At 68.0% G+C, this 16,480-nt stretch carries 17 protein-coding genes and 1 tRNA gene; 7 read left to right on the top strand and 11 right to left on the bottom strand.

The genetic code is table 11. The annotated features are described in order from the left end of the window. Nucleotides 1-89 precede the first annotated feature (89 nt). The 6 genes from BM365_RS01025 to BM365_RS01000 all read right to left on the bottom strand — a co-directional run bounded on the left by BM365_RS01025 (nucleotide 90) and on the right by BM365_RS01000 (nucleotide 4,842). Nucleotides 90-1,253 (bottom strand): serine hydrolase domain-containing protein, encoded by a 1,164-nt coding sequence (locus BM365_RS01025; RefSeq protein ID WP_093485800.1) that lies wholly within the window; start codon nucleotides 1,251-1,253, stop codon nucleotides 90-92. Between the two features lie 181 nt (nucleotides 1,254-1,434). Then, nucleotides 1,435-1,704 (bottom strand): hypothetical protein, encoded by a 270-nt coding sequence (locus tag BM365_RS01020; RefSeq protein WP_093485798.1) that lies wholly within the window; start codon nucleotides 1,702-1,704, stop codon nucleotides 1,435-1,437. 51 nt (nucleotides 1,705-1,755) lie between these two features. Further along, the gene (locus BM365_RS01015; RefSeq protein ID WP_093485796.1) at nucleotides 1,756-2,034 is read right to left on the bottom strand and encodes a hypothetical protein; all 279 of its coding nucleotides are present in this window, start codon (nucleotides 2,032-2,034) and stop codon (nucleotides 1,756-1,758) included. 92 nt (nucleotides 2,035-2,126) lie between these two features. Further along, a complete protein-coding gene (locus BM365_RS01010; protein WP_093485794.1) occupies nucleotides 2,127-2,783 on the bottom strand; it encodes a hypothetical protein in 657 nt (218 codons plus the stop codon). Nucleotides 2,784-2,958: 175 nt separating this feature from the next. Then, entirely contained in the window at nucleotides 2,959-3,747 is a 789-nt protein-coding gene (locus BM365_RS01005) for a DUF5694 domain-containing protein (RefSeq protein WP_139227253.1), read from the bottom strand. A 186-nt stretch (nucleotides 3,748-3,933) separates the two neighbouring features. Next, complete coding sequence (locus BM365_RS01000; RefSeq protein WP_093485790.1) at nucleotides 3,934-4,842, bottom strand: c-type cytochrome; 909 nt, start codon at nucleotides 4,840-4,842, stop codon at nucleotides 3,934-3,936. Between the two features lie 176 nt (nucleotides 4,843-5,018). On the opposite strand from BM365_RS01000, the gene BM365_RS00995 reads away from it, so the two are divergent. Beyond that, nucleotides 5,019-6,653 (top strand): GAF domain-containing protein, encoded by a 1,635-nt coding sequence (locus BM365_RS00995; RefSeq protein WP_093485788.1) that lies wholly within the window; start codon nucleotides 5,019-5,021, stop codon nucleotides 6,651-6,653. Next, entirely contained in the window at nucleotides 6,650-7,297 is a 648-nt protein-coding gene (locus BM365_RS00990) for a response regulator (RefSeq protein ID WP_093485786.1), read from the top strand. The genes BM365_RS00995 and BM365_RS00990 overlap by 4 nt, the downstream gene beginning before the upstream one ends. 18 nt (nucleotides 7,298-7,315) lie before the next feature. Here the strand turns inward: BM365_RS00990 and BM365_RS00985 are convergent, their stop codons facing one another. From BM365_RS00985 to BM365_RS00970, 4 genes are all read right to left on the bottom strand, one after another. Further along, nucleotides 7,316-8,257, bottom strand: coding sequence for an alpha/beta hydrolase family protein (locus BM365_RS00985; RefSeq protein ID WP_199186232.1), 942 nt, complete (start codon nucleotides 8,255-8,257; stop codon nucleotides 7,316-7,318). Then, nucleotides 8,254-10,260, bottom strand: a complete 2,007-nt coding sequence (locus tag BM365_RS00980) for a serine hydrolase domain-containing protein (RefSeq protein WP_158253469.1) — start codon at nucleotides 10,258-10,260, stop codon at nucleotides 8,254-8,256. The genes BM365_RS00985 and BM365_RS00980 overlap by 4 nt, the downstream gene beginning before the upstream one ends. Nucleotides 10,261-10,642: 382 nt before the next feature. Further along, nucleotides 10,643-10,732 (bottom strand) — tRNA-Ser (locus BM365_RS00975). A 113-nt stretch (nucleotides 10,733-10,845) separates the two neighbouring features. After that, nucleotides 10,846-11,853 carry a LysR family transcriptional regulator gene (locus tag BM365_RS00970; protein ID WP_093485782.1) on the bottom strand — a complete coding sequence of 336 codons (1,008 nt, stop codon included), beginning with the start codon at nucleotides 11,851-11,853 and terminating at the stop codon, nucleotides 10,846-10,848. 115 nt (nucleotides 11,854-11,968) lie between these two features. Between BM365_RS00970 and BM365_RS00965 the strand changes: the two genes are divergently transcribed. Together BM365_RS00965 and BM365_RS00960 are read left to right on the top strand one after the other, a co-directional pair. Then, a complete protein-coding gene (locus tag BM365_RS00965) occupies nucleotides 11,969-12,547 on the top strand; it encodes an FMN-dependent NADH-azoreductase (protein WP_093485780.1) in 579 nt (192 codons plus the stop codon). Nucleotides 12,548-12,608: 61 nt separating this feature from the next. After that, nucleotides 12,609-13,343: a DNA alkylation repair protein gene (locus tag BM365_RS00960; RefSeq protein ID WP_093485778.1), complete on the top strand. Its 735-nt coding sequence runs from the start codon at nucleotides 12,609-12,611 to the stop codon at nucleotides 13,341-13,343. Nucleotides 13,344-13,369: 26 nt separating this feature from the next. On the opposite strand, the gene serS is transcribed toward BM365_RS00960, so the two are convergent. Continuing rightward, on the bottom strand, nucleotides 13,370-14,650 hold the full coding sequence (serS, locus tag BM365_RS00955) for a serine--tRNA ligase (protein WP_093485776.1): 1,281 nt from the start codon (nucleotides 14,648-14,650) through the stop codon (nucleotides 13,370-13,372). A 111-nt stretch (nucleotides 14,651-14,761) separates the two neighbouring features. Here serS and BM365_RS00950 point away from each other — a divergent pair, with 111 nt between their 5' ends. The 3 genes from BM365_RS00950 to BM365_RS00940 all read left to right on the top strand — a co-directional run bounded on the left by BM365_RS00950 (nucleotide 14,762) and on the right by BM365_RS00940 (nucleotide 16,473). After that, nucleotides 14,762-15,409 carry a TonB family protein gene (locus tag BM365_RS00950; protein ID WP_093485774.1) on the top strand — a complete coding sequence of 216 codons (648 nt, stop codon included), beginning with the start codon at nucleotides 14,762-14,764 and terminating at the stop codon, nucleotides 15,407-15,409. Between the two features lie 50 nt (nucleotides 15,410-15,459). Continuing rightward, complete coding sequence (locus tag BM365_RS00945) at nucleotides 15,460-15,762, top strand: hypothetical protein (RefSeq protein WP_093485772.1); 303 nt, start codon at nucleotides 15,460-15,462, stop codon at nucleotides 15,760-15,762. Nucleotides 15,763-15,909: 147 nt separating this feature from the next. Beyond that, nucleotides 15,910-16,473 carry an energy transducer TonB gene (locus BM365_RS00940; protein WP_093485770.1) on the top strand — a complete coding sequence of 188 codons (564 nt, stop codon included), beginning with the start codon at nucleotides 15,910-15,912 and terminating at the stop codon, nucleotides 16,471-16,473. Nucleotides 16,474-16,480 lie beyond the last annotated feature (7 nt).

Here is a 16,480-nt window from a genome sequence, read left to right as displayed (position 1 = left end):
TTCCCTGACAGGGAACAGCATGGCGATCAGGTGCGCACTTTACCTGAGCGACGGGGTGTTCCGCGTCGCCATCGTGGTGCGCACACGTTTCAGGGCACGAACACCTTGTCGCCGTACTCCCACGTCCACGGCACGCCGGTCTCGCCCAGCACGAACTTCACCAGCCGCGGGAAGGCGCGCTCCGCGCGCACGTCGTTGCCCAGGATCACCACGCAGCGTTGGCGTTGGCGTACGCACACCCAGGTATTGCCAGTGGAATCGTTGTGCCCGCCCTTGTAGAACCCGCGCCCCTGCGGGCCGTCGAATACCACCACGCCCAAGCCGGCAGCGAGGTCCTTGCGGCGTTGTGCGGATGGCAGTTCATCCTGCAACGTGGGGAACTGCGAGGGCGTGGTGATCGGCAACTGCGCGGCCGTCATCGCCGCGGCGCTGGCCGGCGACAAGCCTTCGCCCCGGATCAGCGCTGCAGCGAAGTTCGCCAGGTCGGCGACGGTGGTATCCATCGAACCTGCTGCACGCACGCGGCCGCGTTCGTCGTGCGGCTCGACCGTGCCGTCCTCCATCCAGCCATCGGCGAGATTGGTGGCGAAGTCCGGACGCCAGATCATGCTGGTGTTCGGCATGCCGAAACGGTCGAACACGCGGCGCTGCATCTCCGCGCCGAGGTCCAGCCCCAACCCGCGCTCGAGTACATACTGGAGCAGGATCAATCCTTCGCCCGAATAGGCGTACCGCGTGCCCGGGGTGAAGTGGATGCGCAGCTTCCCGTCAGGCTCCAGGAAGGCGAAGTTGGCGAAGCCGCTGCTGTGGGTCAGCAGCATACGCGCGGTGATGGTTTTCCAGCGCAGGTCGCCAGCCAGGTCGGGCCAGGGGCCGTAGCCGTCTTCGGCGGGATAGTCGGTAAGCGGCTTGTCGAAGTACTCGCCGATGGGTCGGTCGAGGTCGAGCGCTCCTTCATCCACCAGCTGCAGCACGGTATAAGCGAACACGGTCTTGGTCAGCGACGCGCCATACATGACGGTCGCTGTCTGCAAGGGGTCACCTTGGGCGTTGCGCTGGCCATAAGCGGCCACATGCACCACCTTGCCTTGATCGATCACGGCGATCGCCAAGCCGTTGGCCTGCGCGGCCTTCATGGCGGTCGCGACTTCGGCGTCGAGCGCCTCTCGGGTGGGAATGGAAGGCACCGTCCCTGCCGCCATCGCGGCGAACGGCAACAGCGCGAGCAGACAGACTCCGATCAAGGCACGCATGACCCCTCCTATATGAGGTGAATCATACGGGCCTGGCATCACGACTTAAGCGCCGGAAGTCATGGACTATCCGGGCTGGACGTCAGCCGGGTCATGCGGCAGCAACTCGAAGCTTATGCAGCCGTAAGGCCACGGATACCGGAACGGTAGTCGTGGCCTCCCACGCGAGACGTGGCGCCGATCAGCGGGCTTCGGTGATGCGGAGGATCTTGCCGCTGGTGTTGATGGCGAAGACGATGGTCTTGCCGTCGCGGAAGTAAGTCCAGTTCTCGCCTTCACGGGCCCCATACTGGTTCTCCAACGGGGTCACCAAGTCGGGCTTGCCAGCGATCTCGACGAGCCTGCCGATGCTGTCCCCGCTACTGACCACGCGGTTACCAAAAGCGTAGGTATCCGCCAGTGCGGTACCGGCGGCGAGCATCAGGGCAAGGAAGATGGCGATCTTGCGCATGGAATTCCCCTATCCGTTTGGGTGAGTCGAGTATAGACCCGAATACAGGCGCTACAACGACAGGATCCGCATCAGGGCCACGGCAGCCACAGCCGCCGCCAACCACACCGCGACACGCTTGATCAGCACGCTGTTCAATCCGTATTGCCCCGCTTCGCGTGGCTGGTTGAACCCGACCACCAGCACATGCATCGGCAGCGCGATCACCAGCAGGAACGCGAACACCCAGTTCAAGGTCTCGTCCCCCAGCCGCGGCCAGACCAGCGGCATCACGATCCCGGCAAAGAGACCGGCGATGGCGGCAGTGACGGGCGTGGGGGTGAGCTTCATGCGGGGCGGTGTCCGGCGGGTGGAAACCGCAGTCTAGCCGGTGGGTGTGCTGGGATGGGGATAGCGGATGGTCGTAGGGGGCAAGGAGCGTCCTACTCTAAACGCTCGAGCAATGCCTCCAGTTTGTCATCATCGGCCTGTGTTGACTCATGCTTGCCGGTAGCTCGGGCTCCCAACGCATGGAACATGCTGACGAGCGCTTCTGCACGCGTGCCAGCGCTGGGGGACGAGGTTTGCGCACATTGTCCGTCCGGCGTTCTGAAGACGTAAGTCGTTCCGTCCAACCCCAATGGAAGTTCGGTTCGCGCATTCCGCACGTCGCCATCCACGACCAACCGCACGCGCTCCAAAGTGGGCGTCGGCACCGACGCAACGTGCGCCGGCCGCCCCGCAACAAGAACGGTCGGTGGCGGCGGTGCGTTACCGCACACGAATCCCTCTGCGGGAACGTTGACGTTCCGGACCAGATCCATCTGCAGGTAATACGCCGCGTCGCCCGACACGCTTATCGCATAGGGGTCCGAGAAAGACGGAAACACCATCATCGCGGACACCCCGGCACGAGGAAGCTCGTCACGCAAGAGCTCGTAATCGTCGAGCTGAAATGGATGACACGGCGACAAGCCATCTTCGTAACGGGCTTCCAATGCCGACCGTCGACGCTCTTCCAGAGCTTGCTGAGCCAGGGGTGCGAGCGCCGCCAATGAAACAGGAAGTCCGATTGCCATCGCCATGAACACGATGCGCATCCAACGGAGTCGAACAGTCTTCAAGGAAGCTCCCCCTTCAAATTCCACGCCACCATTACGAACCAACGAACGCCACGACAGCCCCGTAGGATGGGTTGAGCACAGCGATACCCATCGTCAGATGCTCCCGAGCGATGGGTATCGCTGCGCTCAACCCATCCTACATTTCCTGCATTCAAGAGGCCGGAAGAAACGCCCCCGCCTCGACAAGCTCGACACCCGGCGCCGACCGCAGGCAGGCGGCCAGCTGCGGCACGTGGCCCTGCCCGTAGAAGACCACCGCGCGATCGCCGGGCTTCAGCGCCTGCAGCAGGCGGGCGCAGATGGCGTAGTTGCGTTTCGCCCAAGCGGCGTTGAGCTCGACACCGGGTTGCTGGTCGCCGCTGCCGTAGCGCAGGAACTCTGCGTAGAAGCTCGCGGCCTCTTCGGTGGCACGCGCGGTGTTCATCTCGCGCAACACGCCGCCGATGCTGTGCGTGGCCTGCAACGCGGTGATGCGCGCGGTGATGCCCTGGGCCTGCGCCATCAACGCGTCCAGATCGCCCGCCTTCCCGTTCGCCTGCGCCCATGCACTCAACGGTTCGAAGGGAAAATCGCCCGGCACGTCCAACCCGTGGACCTGCGTGAGCCCCACCTGTTTGGCCAGCCGGAATCCCAGCTGCACGACTTCGTTGCTGGACGGCGGCAGCGTGCCGGCAAGATGGCGCGCGTATTGCTCGCGCGCGGCATCGGCGGGCCACTCGACGCCGACGAACGTCGGTTGGAAGGTCGCAAGGGCATCGGTCACCGCCTGCAGTTCCGCCTGCCGCTGGGGCACGGTGACGTCCACCGCGTCCACGTTGGCCTTGTCCTGCCCCGGATTGCTGAAGTGGTAGGTGCCGATGACGATCACGCGCGCCGGCGGTTCGGCGGCCCAGGCGGCGCCGTGCAGCAGCAGCAACGCAAGCATGAGGAAACGACGCATGAGGTTCTCCTCCTACCCGACCTTCGGGCCATTGCGAACGTGGCGAAGGGTGCATCCCCTCGAGGCTCAAGATGATGTCACCCGCATTCAGCGCCCACAACCAGACACCGGAACCGGCCGCGCTATCTACCCAAACGCCTGCATGAAACGCGCGTGCGTGTTGCCCTGTTGGGATACGGACCGGACTTAGTTCTGCGGTGCCGGCGTCGCGGGCGGTACCGTCTTCAGGTAGCGCCACAGCGCATCCAGCTCTTCGTCGGTCGATTGTCCGATGGCGCGCCAGGGCATGTAGCGGCCATTGATCGGAGTGCCGTCCGGTCTGTCGCCGGTCCGCATGGCGTGGATGAAATCCTCGCGCGACCAGGCGGCCAGCTGCACGTTCCCAGGCGTGAGGTTGGAGGCGGGTGGCGCCGAGGGCCCCCCGTGCGACATCCGACCACCGGCGAGGTTCGGCTGGTGGCATCCGGTGCAGAGCTGTGCCAGCCGCTGTCCATGCGCGATCGAACCCGGAGCCGGCTCGATCGCGATCGGCGCGACGTCGTGATCGATCACCTCGGCGGGCAGGAAGCCCTCGAGCTTTCCTGCGACGAGCAGCGCCCGGCCCAGCGGCCCCAGCGTGCTCGATGCGCGCTGATCGCCGACGCGCGGCAGGCCGGCCACGTGCGCCGCGATCGCCTCGATCTCGTTCCGGCTCAGGCTCGCGAACTGCGCGGAGGGCATCATCAGCAACGAGCGGCCCTGCGTGTCCACGCCGTGGTGCAAGGCCCGGTAGATGCGCGCGTGCAAGGCCTGCGGGCTTTCGCCCTGCCGCGGCCCCAGCGCCGTGCCGACGATGCGCGCGAACGGCATTTCGTCGATCACCGTCTTCCCGTCCAGCCGCTCGCCGTGACAGTCGGCGCAGCCACGGGACCGCGCCAGTTCGGCGCCACGCGATGCCAGCGCCGGCGAAGGCGCCGGCAAGGACTGCGGCGCGGGATAGGTGCGGTGCAGCCGGACTTCGCTGAGCGCGTAGACGAGAAGGACGAGCACGCAGACGGCGGCGCTCGCCGCTGCGGCGACACGCACGAGCACGCGCCGGTTGGGGAGGAGGGGCATGGGCGTTTCCAGAGCCAGGGGTCGCCCCGGATGCTCGCAGCGGGCGTCCGCACGCACCACGGCCAACGGTGTCCGGCGCGGCCTGCCGAAGGTCAGTGGCCACCCCTCACTTCCGGCGGGACGGCGGCCATCCGCGCCCGGAGTACCATGGCCCCGAACCCAGGCCGGACGCGCACATGCCTGACGCCGACGCCGCTTCCACCCACCCGTCGTTTGCGCTGCTCGCGCAGATGATCGAGGACATTTCAGGCGAACTCGCGCTCGAACCCCTGCTGGATCGCCTGGTGGAACGCGCCTGCCACCTCATCGGCGCGGACGACGGCCTGATCGGGCTGTACGACGCGGAGGCGGATGTCATCCGCACGGTGAGCAGCCACAACATTCCTGCCGGCGAACTGGCCTCGGCGGTTCCGCGCGGCCACGGCCTCACCGGCTATGTACTCGAACACGGGCGCGCCTACCGCGGCCGGTACGACGCACTGCCCAGGGTGCCGGACGATGCGCCGCCCGGCATGTATGTCATCGGCATGCCGGTGCTGGCGAGGGGCATGCTCGTCGGTGTGTTCGGCGTGGGCGTGCATGGCGGACGCACCCTGGATTCGGAGGCCGAAGCGATGCTCGCCCTGTTCGCGCGCCACGCCGGTGTCGCCATCGAGAACGCCCGCCGCTACGAAGAAGAGAAGCGGCGCGCCGCGCGTTTCGCGCTGATCGCCCGCGTGGCCGCCATCGGCGCGTCCGGCCCCGACCTGGACTCGCTGCTGCAGCAGGCCGCGGATGCCATCCACGACACACTCGCGTATCCCAACGTCGACATCCCGCTGATCGATCCGGCCATGCCGGACGAGTTGGTGATCCGCATCCGGGGCGGGTCGTACAAGCACCTCATCCAGCACGAAGACCGCCTGCCGATCAGCCAGGGCATCATGGGCGCCGCGGTGCGCGAGCGCCGGACCCAACGCGTCAACGATGTCGCGCGCGACCCTCGCTACGTGACGCCGCCGGGGGTCGTGCCACCGGCCGCGGAACTGGCGGTACCCATCCTGCATGGCGGCGAGGTGCTGGGCGTGCTCAATGTCGAAGGCGACCTGCACTTCGACGAGCTCGACGGCGCGAGTCTCGAGATCGTCGCCGAGCATCTGGCCGTGGCGATCGTCAACGCGCGCCTGTACGAGCGCTCGACGCGGGCCGCCATCCTGGAGGAACGCCAGCGCCTGGCGCGCGAGCTGCACGACAACGTCACCCAGATCCTCTCCTCGATGAGCCTGATCACCCAATCGCTCGCGCATGCCTGGCGGCAGGACCCCGACGAAGGCGCCCGACGGGTCGAGCGCCTTGGTGAACTCTGCCGCCTCGCCTTCGGCGAGATGCGCGGCCTGCTGCACGAGCTGTCGCCGGACACCGCGCTGCGGGCCCGGCCGCGCGCACCCTTCGAGCAACGGTTGACGCCGCTGCTGTCGGCGATGGTGCCGGACCATATCCGCCTGGTGATCCGCGCCAGCAACCTGGTGGCGCAGGACGAAGCGCACGAGGACGCGCTGGTCCGGGTGTGCCAGGAAGCCGTGTCGAACGCGATACGGCACGGCGCGCCCTCCGCGGTCGGGATCCGCGTGCGGCTGACGGAGGAGCGCCTCGAGCTCACCATCATCGACGATGGCAGCGGCATGCCCGCCCCGCCCGGTCGCGGCAGGGGCCTGGACAACATGCGCAGGCGGCTGGCCGAACTCGGTGGCCGCCTGCGCATCTCGCCGCGCCTGCCGCGCGGCACCCGGATACGCGCCGTGCTGCCCCGCGCCGACAGGAAGACGCCATGACGACCGCGACGATCCGGATCCTGCTGGTCGACGACCACGCGGTGGTCAGAGAGGGCCTGAAGGGGTTGCTCGAACAGGAGCCCGGCATGGTGGTCGTGGGCGAAGCCGGCGACGGCGCAGCCGCCGTGCGCATCGCGACCGCGGAACGTCCGGACCTGGTCATCCTCGACATGAAGATGCCCGGTGCGGCACCGGCCGACACCATCGCGGGCCTGCGTGCGGCCGCACCGCAGGCACAGGTCCTGGTGTTCACGAGTTATGCCGAGGATGCGCAGGTGCGCGATGCGCTGACCGCCGGCGCCAGCGGTTACCTGCTCAAGGATGCGATGCGCGAAGACCTGCTGCGCGCGGTGCGCGAAGTGCATGCGGGACGCGCCTGGCTCGACCCGCAGGCCCAGCGGCAGATGCTGGAATGGATGCGGCGCCCGCCGTCCGTCCTCGAAAGCCTGACCGAACGCGAACGCTCCGTGCTCGTGCTGATCGCGGAGGGCCACAGCAACAAGCACATCGCGCGCCGACTCGCCCTGACCGAGGGCACGGTGAAAGGCTACGTCAGCCAGGTGCTCGACAAACTCGGCGTGGCCGACCGCACACAGGCCGCATTGCTGGCGCAACGCGAAGGCCTGCTGCCCCCGGCGCGCTGAGGCGCGCCGGGGACCCGTTCACCGGGCCAGCAGCGCTTCGATGTGGGCGCGCGCCAGCCGCCACGCTGCACCTTGCGCGACAAGATCGAAGTGGCCTGCATCGTGGATGTCCACGCGCTTGATCTCCACGCCGTCCGCGACGGTCTTCGCGTAGTCGTGCGCCACGTAGGGCGGCACGAGGCGGTCCAGCGTGCCGCTCACCATCACCACGCGCGCCGCACTCGTGCCGATCCGCGCGGGCGAGGTGTCGCGATAGACATCCGGGCGCGCCGCATCCGCCTGGCCGACAAGCCGCACGTCCAGCCCTTCACCGCACAGGCCGGGGATCAGCGGCGCGAAGGTTTCGAGATCGCCGATGCCACCGAGCACGACAACGCGTCGTGGCACGAGCGGGTCGGCCGTGCGCAGCGGGCTGGCACGGTCCAGGCGGTCGCGGCCCGACGCCCACAGCGCCAGATGTCCGCCGGCCGAGTGGCCCATCACCACGAGGCGGTCGAGATCCAGCGGATGGTGCTTCGCCAGCTCGCGCAGATGGTCGAGCCCGGTGGCCACGTCCTGGTAGGTGCCCGGATAACCGCCGCCCTCCTCGTCCGCGCGCCGGTACCCGAGACTCCACACGGCGATGCCGCGCGCCGCCATATCGGCCCCGAGGTGACGCAGTTGCTCGCGTCCGGCGGTCCTGCTGCTCCAGCAGCCGCCATGGATCATCGCGACGACCGGGAACGGGCCGCGTCCGCGCGGCACGAACAGGTCGCCTTGCTGGGTGGCGGCACTCCCGTACGGGATCACCGCATCGGGCTGCGGTCGCTGGATGCGCTGGAATCCCGGGATATCCAACGGTGCCGCATGCCGCCGCGGCGCGCCTGCCGGCGTACTGTCGGCACTGCGGGCCGGGGTGGCGACAGCCGCGCCGAGCAGGAGCATCACGCCGTGCGCGGCGCGCTCGATGACGCGGTTCAAGGCCGTGCTCCGGCCGACGCGACCGCTGCCGCAGCGCGGCGATCCTGTTCGAACACATAGCGATGCTGCGCTTCGAGCAGGACCAGCCGCGGGCCTGTCGGTGAGGCTTCGACGATGAACTCGTAACCCTCGGCACCCGGCGCGACGGTGACGAGCGATGCCGCGCCTCCCGCCTCCTGGCGGGTGCCTACTTCACTGCGCCATTCGCCGAAGTCGATGAAGGTCCGCTCGCCCTCGCGCCGCACCTGCATCGGGCCGAGTTCGGGGTTGCGGTAGTCGCCGACGAGGTCGCGCGCGATGCCATCCGCCGGCAGGCGCAGTCCGCGATGCGCGGCCGCCGCCGCGGCATCCAGGCGGGCGGCGGTCGCGACGAGTTCCTGTGCCGCCAGCGGTTCGCCGTCGAACAGGACTTCGAGCAGGCGCCTGCGCATCAGGCCCATCAGCGCCGCGCCATTGTCCGCATTGGTCAGCAGCACGATCCCCACCCCGTGATCGGGCAGCCAGAGCATGCCCGTCTGGTAGCCCAGCATGGAGCCGCCATGCTGGAGGCTGGTGACGCCACCGCTGCGGTCGGTCATCAAGCCCATGCCGTAGGCCGCATCTGCGCCCAAGGCCACCTGAGCCTTCCAGCGTGCGGTCAGCGCATCCGCCGACAGATAGCGGCGCCCGTCCTGCAGCTGACCCCGCGCGAGTTCGGTGCCGACGAAGCGCAGCATGTCGTCGACATTGCTCCACGCGCCACCCGCGGGACGCAACGGCACGATCGAGCGGTTCAGGCCCATGTCCACGACGGACACGCGCCCCTGCGCATCCTGCGCATGCGGGCTGGCGTGAGCGACGGAGAGCGCACGATCGAAGTCGAAGGTGGTGCTGCGCATGCCGAGCGGATCGAATACTTCGTCCTGCATCAGCCTGTCGTAGGCAGTGCCGAGCGGCTGCCCCGGATGAGCGAGATGCGCGCCGACGTAGCCGCCCGCCGCGGCGAGCGCGTTGGAGTACTGGTAGAGCTCGCCGAAGGCGGTGGTGGGCACCACGTCGCGCAAGCGCGCGACGACATCCTCCGGCGTCGTCTCCGCGAATTCCATCAGCCACGGATAGTCCTGCCGCGGCAGGCCCGTGCACGCGCACACCAGATGCCGGATCTCCACCCGCTTGCTGGCGTCCTCGCTGCCGAGGCGGAACGCGGGCCATACGTCCTTCACCGGACGCTCCCATTGCAGCCGCCCCGCATCGACCAGCCTGGCCAGCATCATCGTGGTCATCGCCTTGGTGTTCGATGCGACCAGGAACAACGTCTTCTCGTCCACCGGATCCGGCTGGCCCTGCTCGCGCACGCCCTGGCCGCCGGCGTACACCACGCGGCCGTCCTGCAGCAGCCCCATGGCGACACCCGGAATGCCGAGCCGCGCGCGCGCGTCCGCGATGAAGGCGTTGAGCTGCGCGATCTCGCGGGCGCCGATCGCCCGCGGCGTGCGGCCCTCGAACGACTCCCGCACCTGTCCGGCCGGCAGGATGCGGCCACCGATCAGGGCCAGCTGACTGCGCCGGCGGTCGGCGACCTCCAGCGGCATCTGCGCCACAAAGACCGTCCATGCGCCATCCCGGCCGAACACGCTCGCCCGCAGCAGGCGGTTCTCCGCGGCCGGCGTGTCGTAGAGATGGGTGCCCAGATGCGTCCACCCATCGCGCGGTGCGCTCGTGGTCGCCAGGCGCACCGCGACACCCGGGGACCGCCCGAGCCTGGACCATGCGTCGTCGAGCGCAGCCTCGGCGGTGGCGCCGCGGGCATCGACGACCGCGACCCAGGCATCGTCTTCGGGCGGCATCAGCCACGTCACGTCGGCACCCCGCTCGACCGCCCAGCCCGCCGGCGCCATGTAGCGGGTGCCGCCTGCGGTGCTCATTCCGGTGTCGGCGGCCAACGGTGCCCGCGCCGCCTGATCGGGGATCGGTAGGCGCTCGACGGCGGCCGCCTGCGTTACAGGAGCGATCGCCAGGGCCATCGAGAGGAGGCCGACAAGCGGCCCTCGCAGAGAAGTGCGCGATAACGCCAACGGCTGACGGCTGGCGGGGCCAAAAGTGACGCTTACGGGGTTGTCATGGGATGCACGCGGGGGAAGGACACTCATGATGAAGGTGTAGATCGGAGGGGATCGCCACTCTGCGATCCGGGGCGTTACCCGGACCAGCCTCCGACGTCATCTCCAGCCCCTTACTCAAGTAAGTGCGGCGCACTTACCTGCTTCACCAGACCCGGCTCCTGCCGAGGGCCGCTTGCGATGCCGCGCTCCGATGCACGGAAAAAAAAGAGCGGCCCCACCGATCCGCGCCCGACACTCGACGATGGCGCGGACGTTGGCAAGATCGTTGGCTTGGACAGCGTGTTGGCGGAGAGAGTGGGATTCGAACCCACGGTAGGCTTACACCTACGGCAGTTTTCAAGACTGCTGCCTTAAACCACTCGGCCATCTCTCCGTTTTCTGGAACTGCGTGCGACCGTGTCGCGGCGGATCACCGCCCTACCCCTGCGGCGCGTCCGGCCCCTTGCAGGCCGGTGCGCATTTTCGCACGAACCCCGCGGCCGTGGCCTACGAGGCTTTCTTCACTTTGGCGGCCTTGGCGTTGTCGATGGCCACCGCGATCGCCTTTTCCTTTTCCTCGGCGCATTTGCCGCCGCAATCCAGGCGCGAGGATTCGATCTGCTGCGGCAGGTGTTCGGCCAGGAAATCGATGAACACCCGCACCGCCGGCAACATGCCTCGGCGCGAGGCGAACACCGCGTGGCAGATGCCCTGCGGCAGGCTCCATTCCGGCAGCACGACTTCGAGCTCGCCCTTGCGCACGGCCTCGGCGCAGACGGTTTCCGGCAGCAGCGTGATGCCGTAGCCGTCCTTCGCCATCGACTGCAGCAGCGGGAAATCGAACCCGGCCAGGCGCGGGTTGAGTTCGATCCGGCGCACTTCGCCGTCCGGACCATGAAGTTCCCAGCGCTGCCGCGCCTCGTCCTCGCTGATGCTCAGGGTGACGTGGTCGGCCAGGTCTTCCGGCACCTTGGGACGGCCGGCGCGGTTGAGGTACTTGGGGCTGGCGACCAGCAGCTCCTGGATCTGGCCGAAGCTGCGCATCACCAGGCTGCCGTCGTCGTCGAGCTTGGCGCGTACGCGCAGGGCCACGTCGTAGCCCTCGTTGATGATGTCGACGCGGCGGTTGTTGACGTGCAGCTGCAGGCGCACCTTCGGGTACTTGTCGAGGAAGGCCGGCAGGATCTTCGGCAACTGCATCTGCGCCACCGCCACCGGCACGCTGACGCGAACCACGCCGCGCGGCTCGGCGCTGAGGCGGTCCACCACTTCGCGTGCGGCCTGCGCCTCGGCCAGCATCGTCTGCGCATGCCGGTGCACGCTCATACCCACGTCGGTCACCGCGAAACGACGCGTCGAACGCTGCAGCAGGCGCACGCCCAGATCCGTCTCCAACTGGCTGATGCGCCGGCTGAGACGGGACTTGGGAATGCCCAGCGCGCGTTCGGCGGCGGCGAACCCGCCGTGGTCCACCACCATGGCGAAGTAATAGAGATCGTTGAGGTCGTGCTGCATCTAGAGTTCCGCCTATAGAACAATCAGTGACGTTGAACCACGTTTATCCCACTTATGCAACGACCTAGAGTGTGCTCCAACGCGGTTGAGGCCGCATCCCGACCGGAGACACCCCATGAAACTATTGCATATCGACAGCAGCGCCTTGGCCGCCAATTCGGTCAGCCGCCAGCTCACCGCCGCCATCGTAGCCCGTTGGCAGGACAGCGTGCCCGGCCTGGAGGTCACCTATCGCGACCTCGACACCGACCCGCTGGTCCACCTGACCAATGCCGTACTGGGTGGGGGCGACACCGCCGCCGCACAAGCCGGCGAAGCAGCCATGCAGGAATTCCTGGCCGCCGACGTCATCGTCCTGGGCGCCCCCCGCTACAACTTCGGCGTGCCCTCCACGTTGAAGGCCTGGATCGACCGCGTCGCCGTGGCCGGCCGCACCTTCAAGTACACCGAAAACGGCCCCGTGGGCCTGGCCGGTGGCAAGAAAGTGATCGTGGCCGAGGCCAGTGGTGGCGAATACGCCGGTACCGCGATCGACTTCGTGGCGCCTTACCTGAAGCAGGTGTTCGGCTTCCTGGGCATCACCGACGTCGAATTCATCCGCGCCGAGCGCGTGGCCTACTCGCCCGAGCACAAGGCCGAGGCGATCGAAGCGGCGCTGGCCAGCATCCCGACCCCGGCGCGCAAGGCCGCCTGAGTTACCGCGGGTGGCGGGACGGGGCCGGTATGCTGCCGGCATCCGTCCTGCCTACCTGCCGATGCCCGCCCGGAAAGCCCCCCCGGAACAGATCGACGCCGCCCAGGCCATCGCCTTGCTGAAGGCCGCTGCCAGCCCGGTGCACCGCACGGGGTTGGCGCGTTACGGGATTCCGGATACGCATGCGCTCGGGGTGCCGATGCGCGACATCCAGGCGCTGGGCAAGCGCATCGGCCGCCAGCCCGCGCTGGCGCAATCGCTGTGGGACAGCGGCATCTACGAAGCACGCCTGCTGGTCGCCTTCATCGCCGATCCCGCGCAAGTCACTCCCGCCCAGATGGACCGTTGGTGCCGCCAGTTCGACAACTGGGCGGTCTGCGACACGCTGTGCCTGCACCTGTTCGATCGCAGTCCGCATGCCTGGGGCAGGATCGATGCATGGGCGCGCAAGCGCGGCGAGTTCGAGAAACGCGCGGCGTTCGCACTGCTCGCCGGTATGGCGGTGCATGACCGCCATACGCCCGACGCTCCCTTCCTCGACGGCCTCGCCTTGGTGGATGCCGCGGCCAGCGACGACCGCAATTTCGTCAGCAAAGGCGTGAGCTGGGCACTGCGCGCGATCGGCCATCGCAATGCGGCGCTGCATGCACGGGCAATCGCGATGGCCACACAACTGGCGGCGTCCGACGATGCAACGCGGCGCTGGATCGGCAAGGACGCGCTACGCGATCTCGGACGTGCGGCCGTACGCACGAAGGTGGCGAAGGCCACCAAGGGACGCACGAAGAAGGCTTAGCGCCCGCGAACGGCAGGCGCCCCGGATCAGGCGATCTGTTCGGCGCCACCCATGTACGGGCGCAGCACTTCGGGCACGGTGATCGAGCCGTCGGCGTTCTGGTAGTTCTCCATTACCGCGATCAGCGCACGGCCCACGGCGGTGCCGGAACCGTTGAGCGTGTGCACGGGCTCGGGCTTGCCGGTGGCCGGGTTGCGCCAGCGCGCCTGCATGCGGCGGGCCTGGAAGTCCTCGCAGTTGGAGCACGAGGAAATCTCGCGGTAGGTGTCCTGCGACGGCAGCCAGACTTCCAGGTCGAAGGTCTTGGTGGCGCCGAAGCCCATGTCGCCCGTGCAGAGCAGCATGCGGCGGTACGGCAGGCCCAGTTTCTCCAGCACGGTTTCGGCGGCGCGGGTCATGCGCTCCTGCTCGTCGTAGCTCTCCGACGGGCGCGCGATGGAGACCAGCTCCACCTTCTCGAACTGGTGCTGGCGGATCATGCCGCGCACGTCGCGGCCACCACTGCCGGCTTCGGAGCGGAAGCACATCGAATGCGCGGTCATGCGCAGCGGCAGGCGGGCGTCGTCGAGGATCTCGTCGCGGACGATGTTGGTCAGCGGCACTTCCGAGGTCGGGATCAGGTAGCGCTTGTGCTCGCCCAACTCGGTGGAGAACAGGTCTTCCTCGAACTTCGGCAACTGGCCGGTGCCACGCATCGAATCGGCATTGACGATCACGGGCACGCTGGTCTCTTCGTAGCCGTGTTCGTTGGTGTGCAGGTCGAGCATGAACTGCGCGAGCGCGCGATGCAGGCGCGCCAGCTGGCCGCGCAGCACGGTGAAGCGCGCGCCCGACAGCTTGGCGGCGGTGTCGGCGTCGAGCCAGCCGTGACGGGCGCCGAGCTCCACGTGGTCCTTCACGTCGAAGTCGAACGCGCGCGGGGTGCCCCAGCGGTGCTGTTCGACGTTGCCGGCCTCATCGCTGCCGACCGGCACGCTGGCGTGCGGCAGGTTCGGGATACCGAGGGCGATGGCTTCGATCTCGGCGCGAATCTCGTCCAGCTTCACTTCCGAGGCCTTCAGCTCGTCGCCGAAGCCGGCCACTTCCGCCATCAGCGCGGCCACGTCCTCGCCCTTGGCCTTGGCCTGGCCGATGGCCTTGGAGCGGGTGTTGCGCAGGTTCTGCAGTTCCTCGGTGCGCTTCTGGATCTGCTTGCGCGAGGCCTCCAGGTCGGCGATGCGGGACACGTCCAAGTCGAAGCCACGGCTCTCCTTGAGGCGCTGGGCGAGTTCGGCGGGCTGGGTGCGGAGCAGGACGGGATCGAGCATGGAAACAGCGGTCTGGCGAGGGAAGCCGGCATTATCGCCCAATCGCGACCGGTTACCCGCGCGATTAACGCCGGCTGTGCAAGAATCGGCGCGACCTTACCGGTGACTCCCATGTCGGCCCCGCAACAGAACGACCCGCACTTCACCTTCCGCCTGCCCCGCACCGCCCTGCGCAACGCCGCCATCGCCTTCGGCGCCGGCCTGCTGCTCTTCGTGATCGTCTGGTGGGCCAGCCGCGACGACGGGTTCTACACCGCCGAGCCCACGCTTCCCGGCAAGGCCGCCCCCATCGAGGCGCTGCCCGAACCGCTGTCCACCGGCGACGGCGCCAGTGGCATGGAAGAACCGGCCCCACGCCCGGCCAGCGAAGAGCGCCCGCAGCTGGTCGAAGAAAAGCCGATGCCGACCCCGGTCGACGAGACGACCGCGCCTATCGCGCCGACGGAAGCCACCCCAGCCACACTGGTCGTCTCCCTAGCCCCCGGCGATGTGCCGGTGCCGATCCCGGGCCAGACCCCGGCCCCCGAATATCCGCAGGCTGCGATGCGCAACGGAGACCAGGGCACGGTGATGGTGCGCGTGGAAGTCGGCACCGATGGCGTGCCGCTGTCGGTCGACGTGGCCCAGCGCAGCGGATCGCGCGATCTCGATCGCGCCGCGGTGGACGCCGTGCGCCAGTGGCGCTTCCAGCCCGCCCAGCGGGACGGCCAGGCCGTGGTCGGCGCAGTGACGGTGCCGATCGATTTCAAGATGCGGTGAGCATCCGGCAACCGTAGACACGGCATGCATCACGGAGGCCTGTCAGCGACATGACCGTGTTGATGGCGGGGTTCGCGATTTTCGCGGTCGCTCTTGGGGGATTCTGGCTACTGTATGGCGTGGTGGTCTGCACGCGACTGGTAGACGACGGCATTGTCATCACGGACGAGCACGAGTGGGACCCGATCCTCCGCAACTGGCCAACCGTTCAATTGCGCGCCTATCGCAAACAGCTCGCACCCGAAGAAACTACGCGATGGTTCAACTGGTATCTGTTCAACGCGAGAACGATTCTGCGCGTGCTGACTCTCCTGTACTTCATCACAGTCATCGCCGTGATGCTGCGGAACTAGACATCCCGCGCACAAGTCTGAACCCGCGTTCCAATAGCTGAACTCCAACCTGCTCGCTTCATCGCTCGATCACGCATCGCAAACATCGCTGCGCAAAGACTCGGCCCCGTTCCAACGCGGAACCCACAACGCGAAACGGAGGTTCATATGTCGATGCCCACCAACAACGAATACCGCACGCCGGACACCGTCGAAGACACCACGGTGGAGCCGCGCCGCACCACCTCGCCCGTGCTGTTGATGCTGCTGGCCTTCGCGGTCACGGCGGCAGGCCTGATGTGGTGGACGCAGTCCCGCCATGCTGGCACCGAAACGCCGGTCGCCGCCTTGCCCGCCCCGGTGGCGGATGATGCTGCCAATGCGCCGGCCAACGAACGCGCTGCCGCCGCCGATCGCAAGCGCGCTGAACGCACTGCGGCCACGCGCCCGGCGTCGGTCAGCCGCGATGCCCGCCCGCTGGCCGGCAACGCCGAGCCGAAGTACCCCGCCTCGATGCTGCGCGCCGGTGTCGGTGGCACGGTTGTAGTGCTTGCTGATGTCGATGCCCAGGGCAATCCGATCGACGTGCGCGTCGTCGAGCGCAGCGGTGAACGCGATCTTGATCGCGCTGCCGTGAGCGCCGTGCGCCAGTGGCGCTTCGAGCCGGCCATGCGCAATGGCAAGGCGATCGCGACCAGCGTGAAGGTCCCGGTGGACTTCAAGCCCATCTAAGCGCCGC

The organism is Pseudoxanthomonas sp. YR558 (genome assembly GCF_900116385.1).
Classification (GTDB): Bacteria; Pseudomonadota; Gammaproteobacteria; order Xanthomonadales; family Xanthomonadaceae; genus Pseudoxanthomonas_A.
The sequence above is the reverse complement of the archived record's forward strand: the minus strand, read 5'-3'. Positions and strand labels throughout refer to the sequence as shown.

Bases quoted from the DNA above. Each gene is read 5' to 3' on its own strand.
- BM365_RS01025 (WP_093485800.1), bottom strand. From the start codon at position 1,253: ATGCGTGCCTTGATCGGAGTCTGTCTGCTCGCGCTGTTGCCGTTCGCC.
- BM365_RS01020 (WP_093485798.1), bottom strand. From the start codon at position 1,704: ATGCGCAAGATCGCCATCTTCCTTGCCCTGATGCTCGCCGCCGGTACC.
- BM365_RS01015 (WP_093485796.1), bottom strand. From the start codon at position 2,034: ATGAAGCTCACCCCCACGCCCGTCACTGCCGCCATCGCCGGTCTCTTT.
- BM365_RS01010 (WP_093485794.1), bottom strand. From the start codon at position 2,783: ATGCGCATCGTGTTCATGGCGATGGCAATCGGACTTCCTGTTTCATTG.
- BM365_RS01005 (WP_139227253.1), bottom strand. From the start codon at position 3,747: ATGCGTCGTTTCCTCATGCTTGCGTTGCTGCTGCTGCACGGCGCCGCC.
- BM365_RS01000 (WP_093485790.1), bottom strand. From the start codon at position 4,842: ATGCCCCTCCTCCCCAACCGGCGCGTGCTCGTGCGTGTCGCCGCAGCG.
- BM365_RS00995 (WP_093485788.1), top strand. From the start codon at position 5,019: ATGCCTGACGCCGACGCCGCTTCCACCCACCCGTCGTTTGCGCTGCTC.
- BM365_RS00990 (WP_093485786.1), top strand. From the start codon at position 6,650: ATGACGACCGCGACGATCCGGATCCTGCTGGTCGACGACCACGCGGTG.
- BM365_RS00980 (WP_158253469.1), bottom strand. From the start codon at position 10,260: ATGGCCCTGGCGATCGCTCCTGTAACGCAGGCGGCCGCCGTCGAGCGC.
- BM365_RS00970 (WP_093485782.1), bottom strand. From the start codon at position 11,853: ATGCAGCACGACCTCAACGATCTCTATTACTTCGCCATGGTGGTGGAC.
- BM365_RS00965 (WP_093485780.1), top strand. From the start codon at position 11,969: ATGAAACTATTGCATATCGACAGCAGCGCCTTGGCCGCCAATTCGGTC.
- BM365_RS00960 (WP_093485778.1), top strand. From the start codon at position 12,609: ATGCCCGCCCGGAAAGCCCCCCCGGAACAGATCGACGCCGCCCAGGCC.
- serS (WP_093485776.1), bottom strand. From the start codon at position 14,650: ATGCTCGATCCCGTCCTGCTCCGCACCCAGCCCGCCGAACTCGCCCAG.
- BM365_RS00950 (WP_093485774.1), top strand. From the start codon at position 14,762: ATGTCGGCCCCGCAACAGAACGACCCGCACTTCACCTTCCGCCTGCCC.
- BM365_RS00945 (WP_093485772.1), top strand. From the start codon at position 15,460: ATGACCGTGTTGATGGCGGGGTTCGCGATTTTCGCGGTCGCTCTTGGG.
- BM365_RS00940 (WP_093485770.1), top strand. From the start codon at position 15,910: ATGTCGATGCCCACCAACAACGAATACCGCACGCCGGACACCGTCGAA.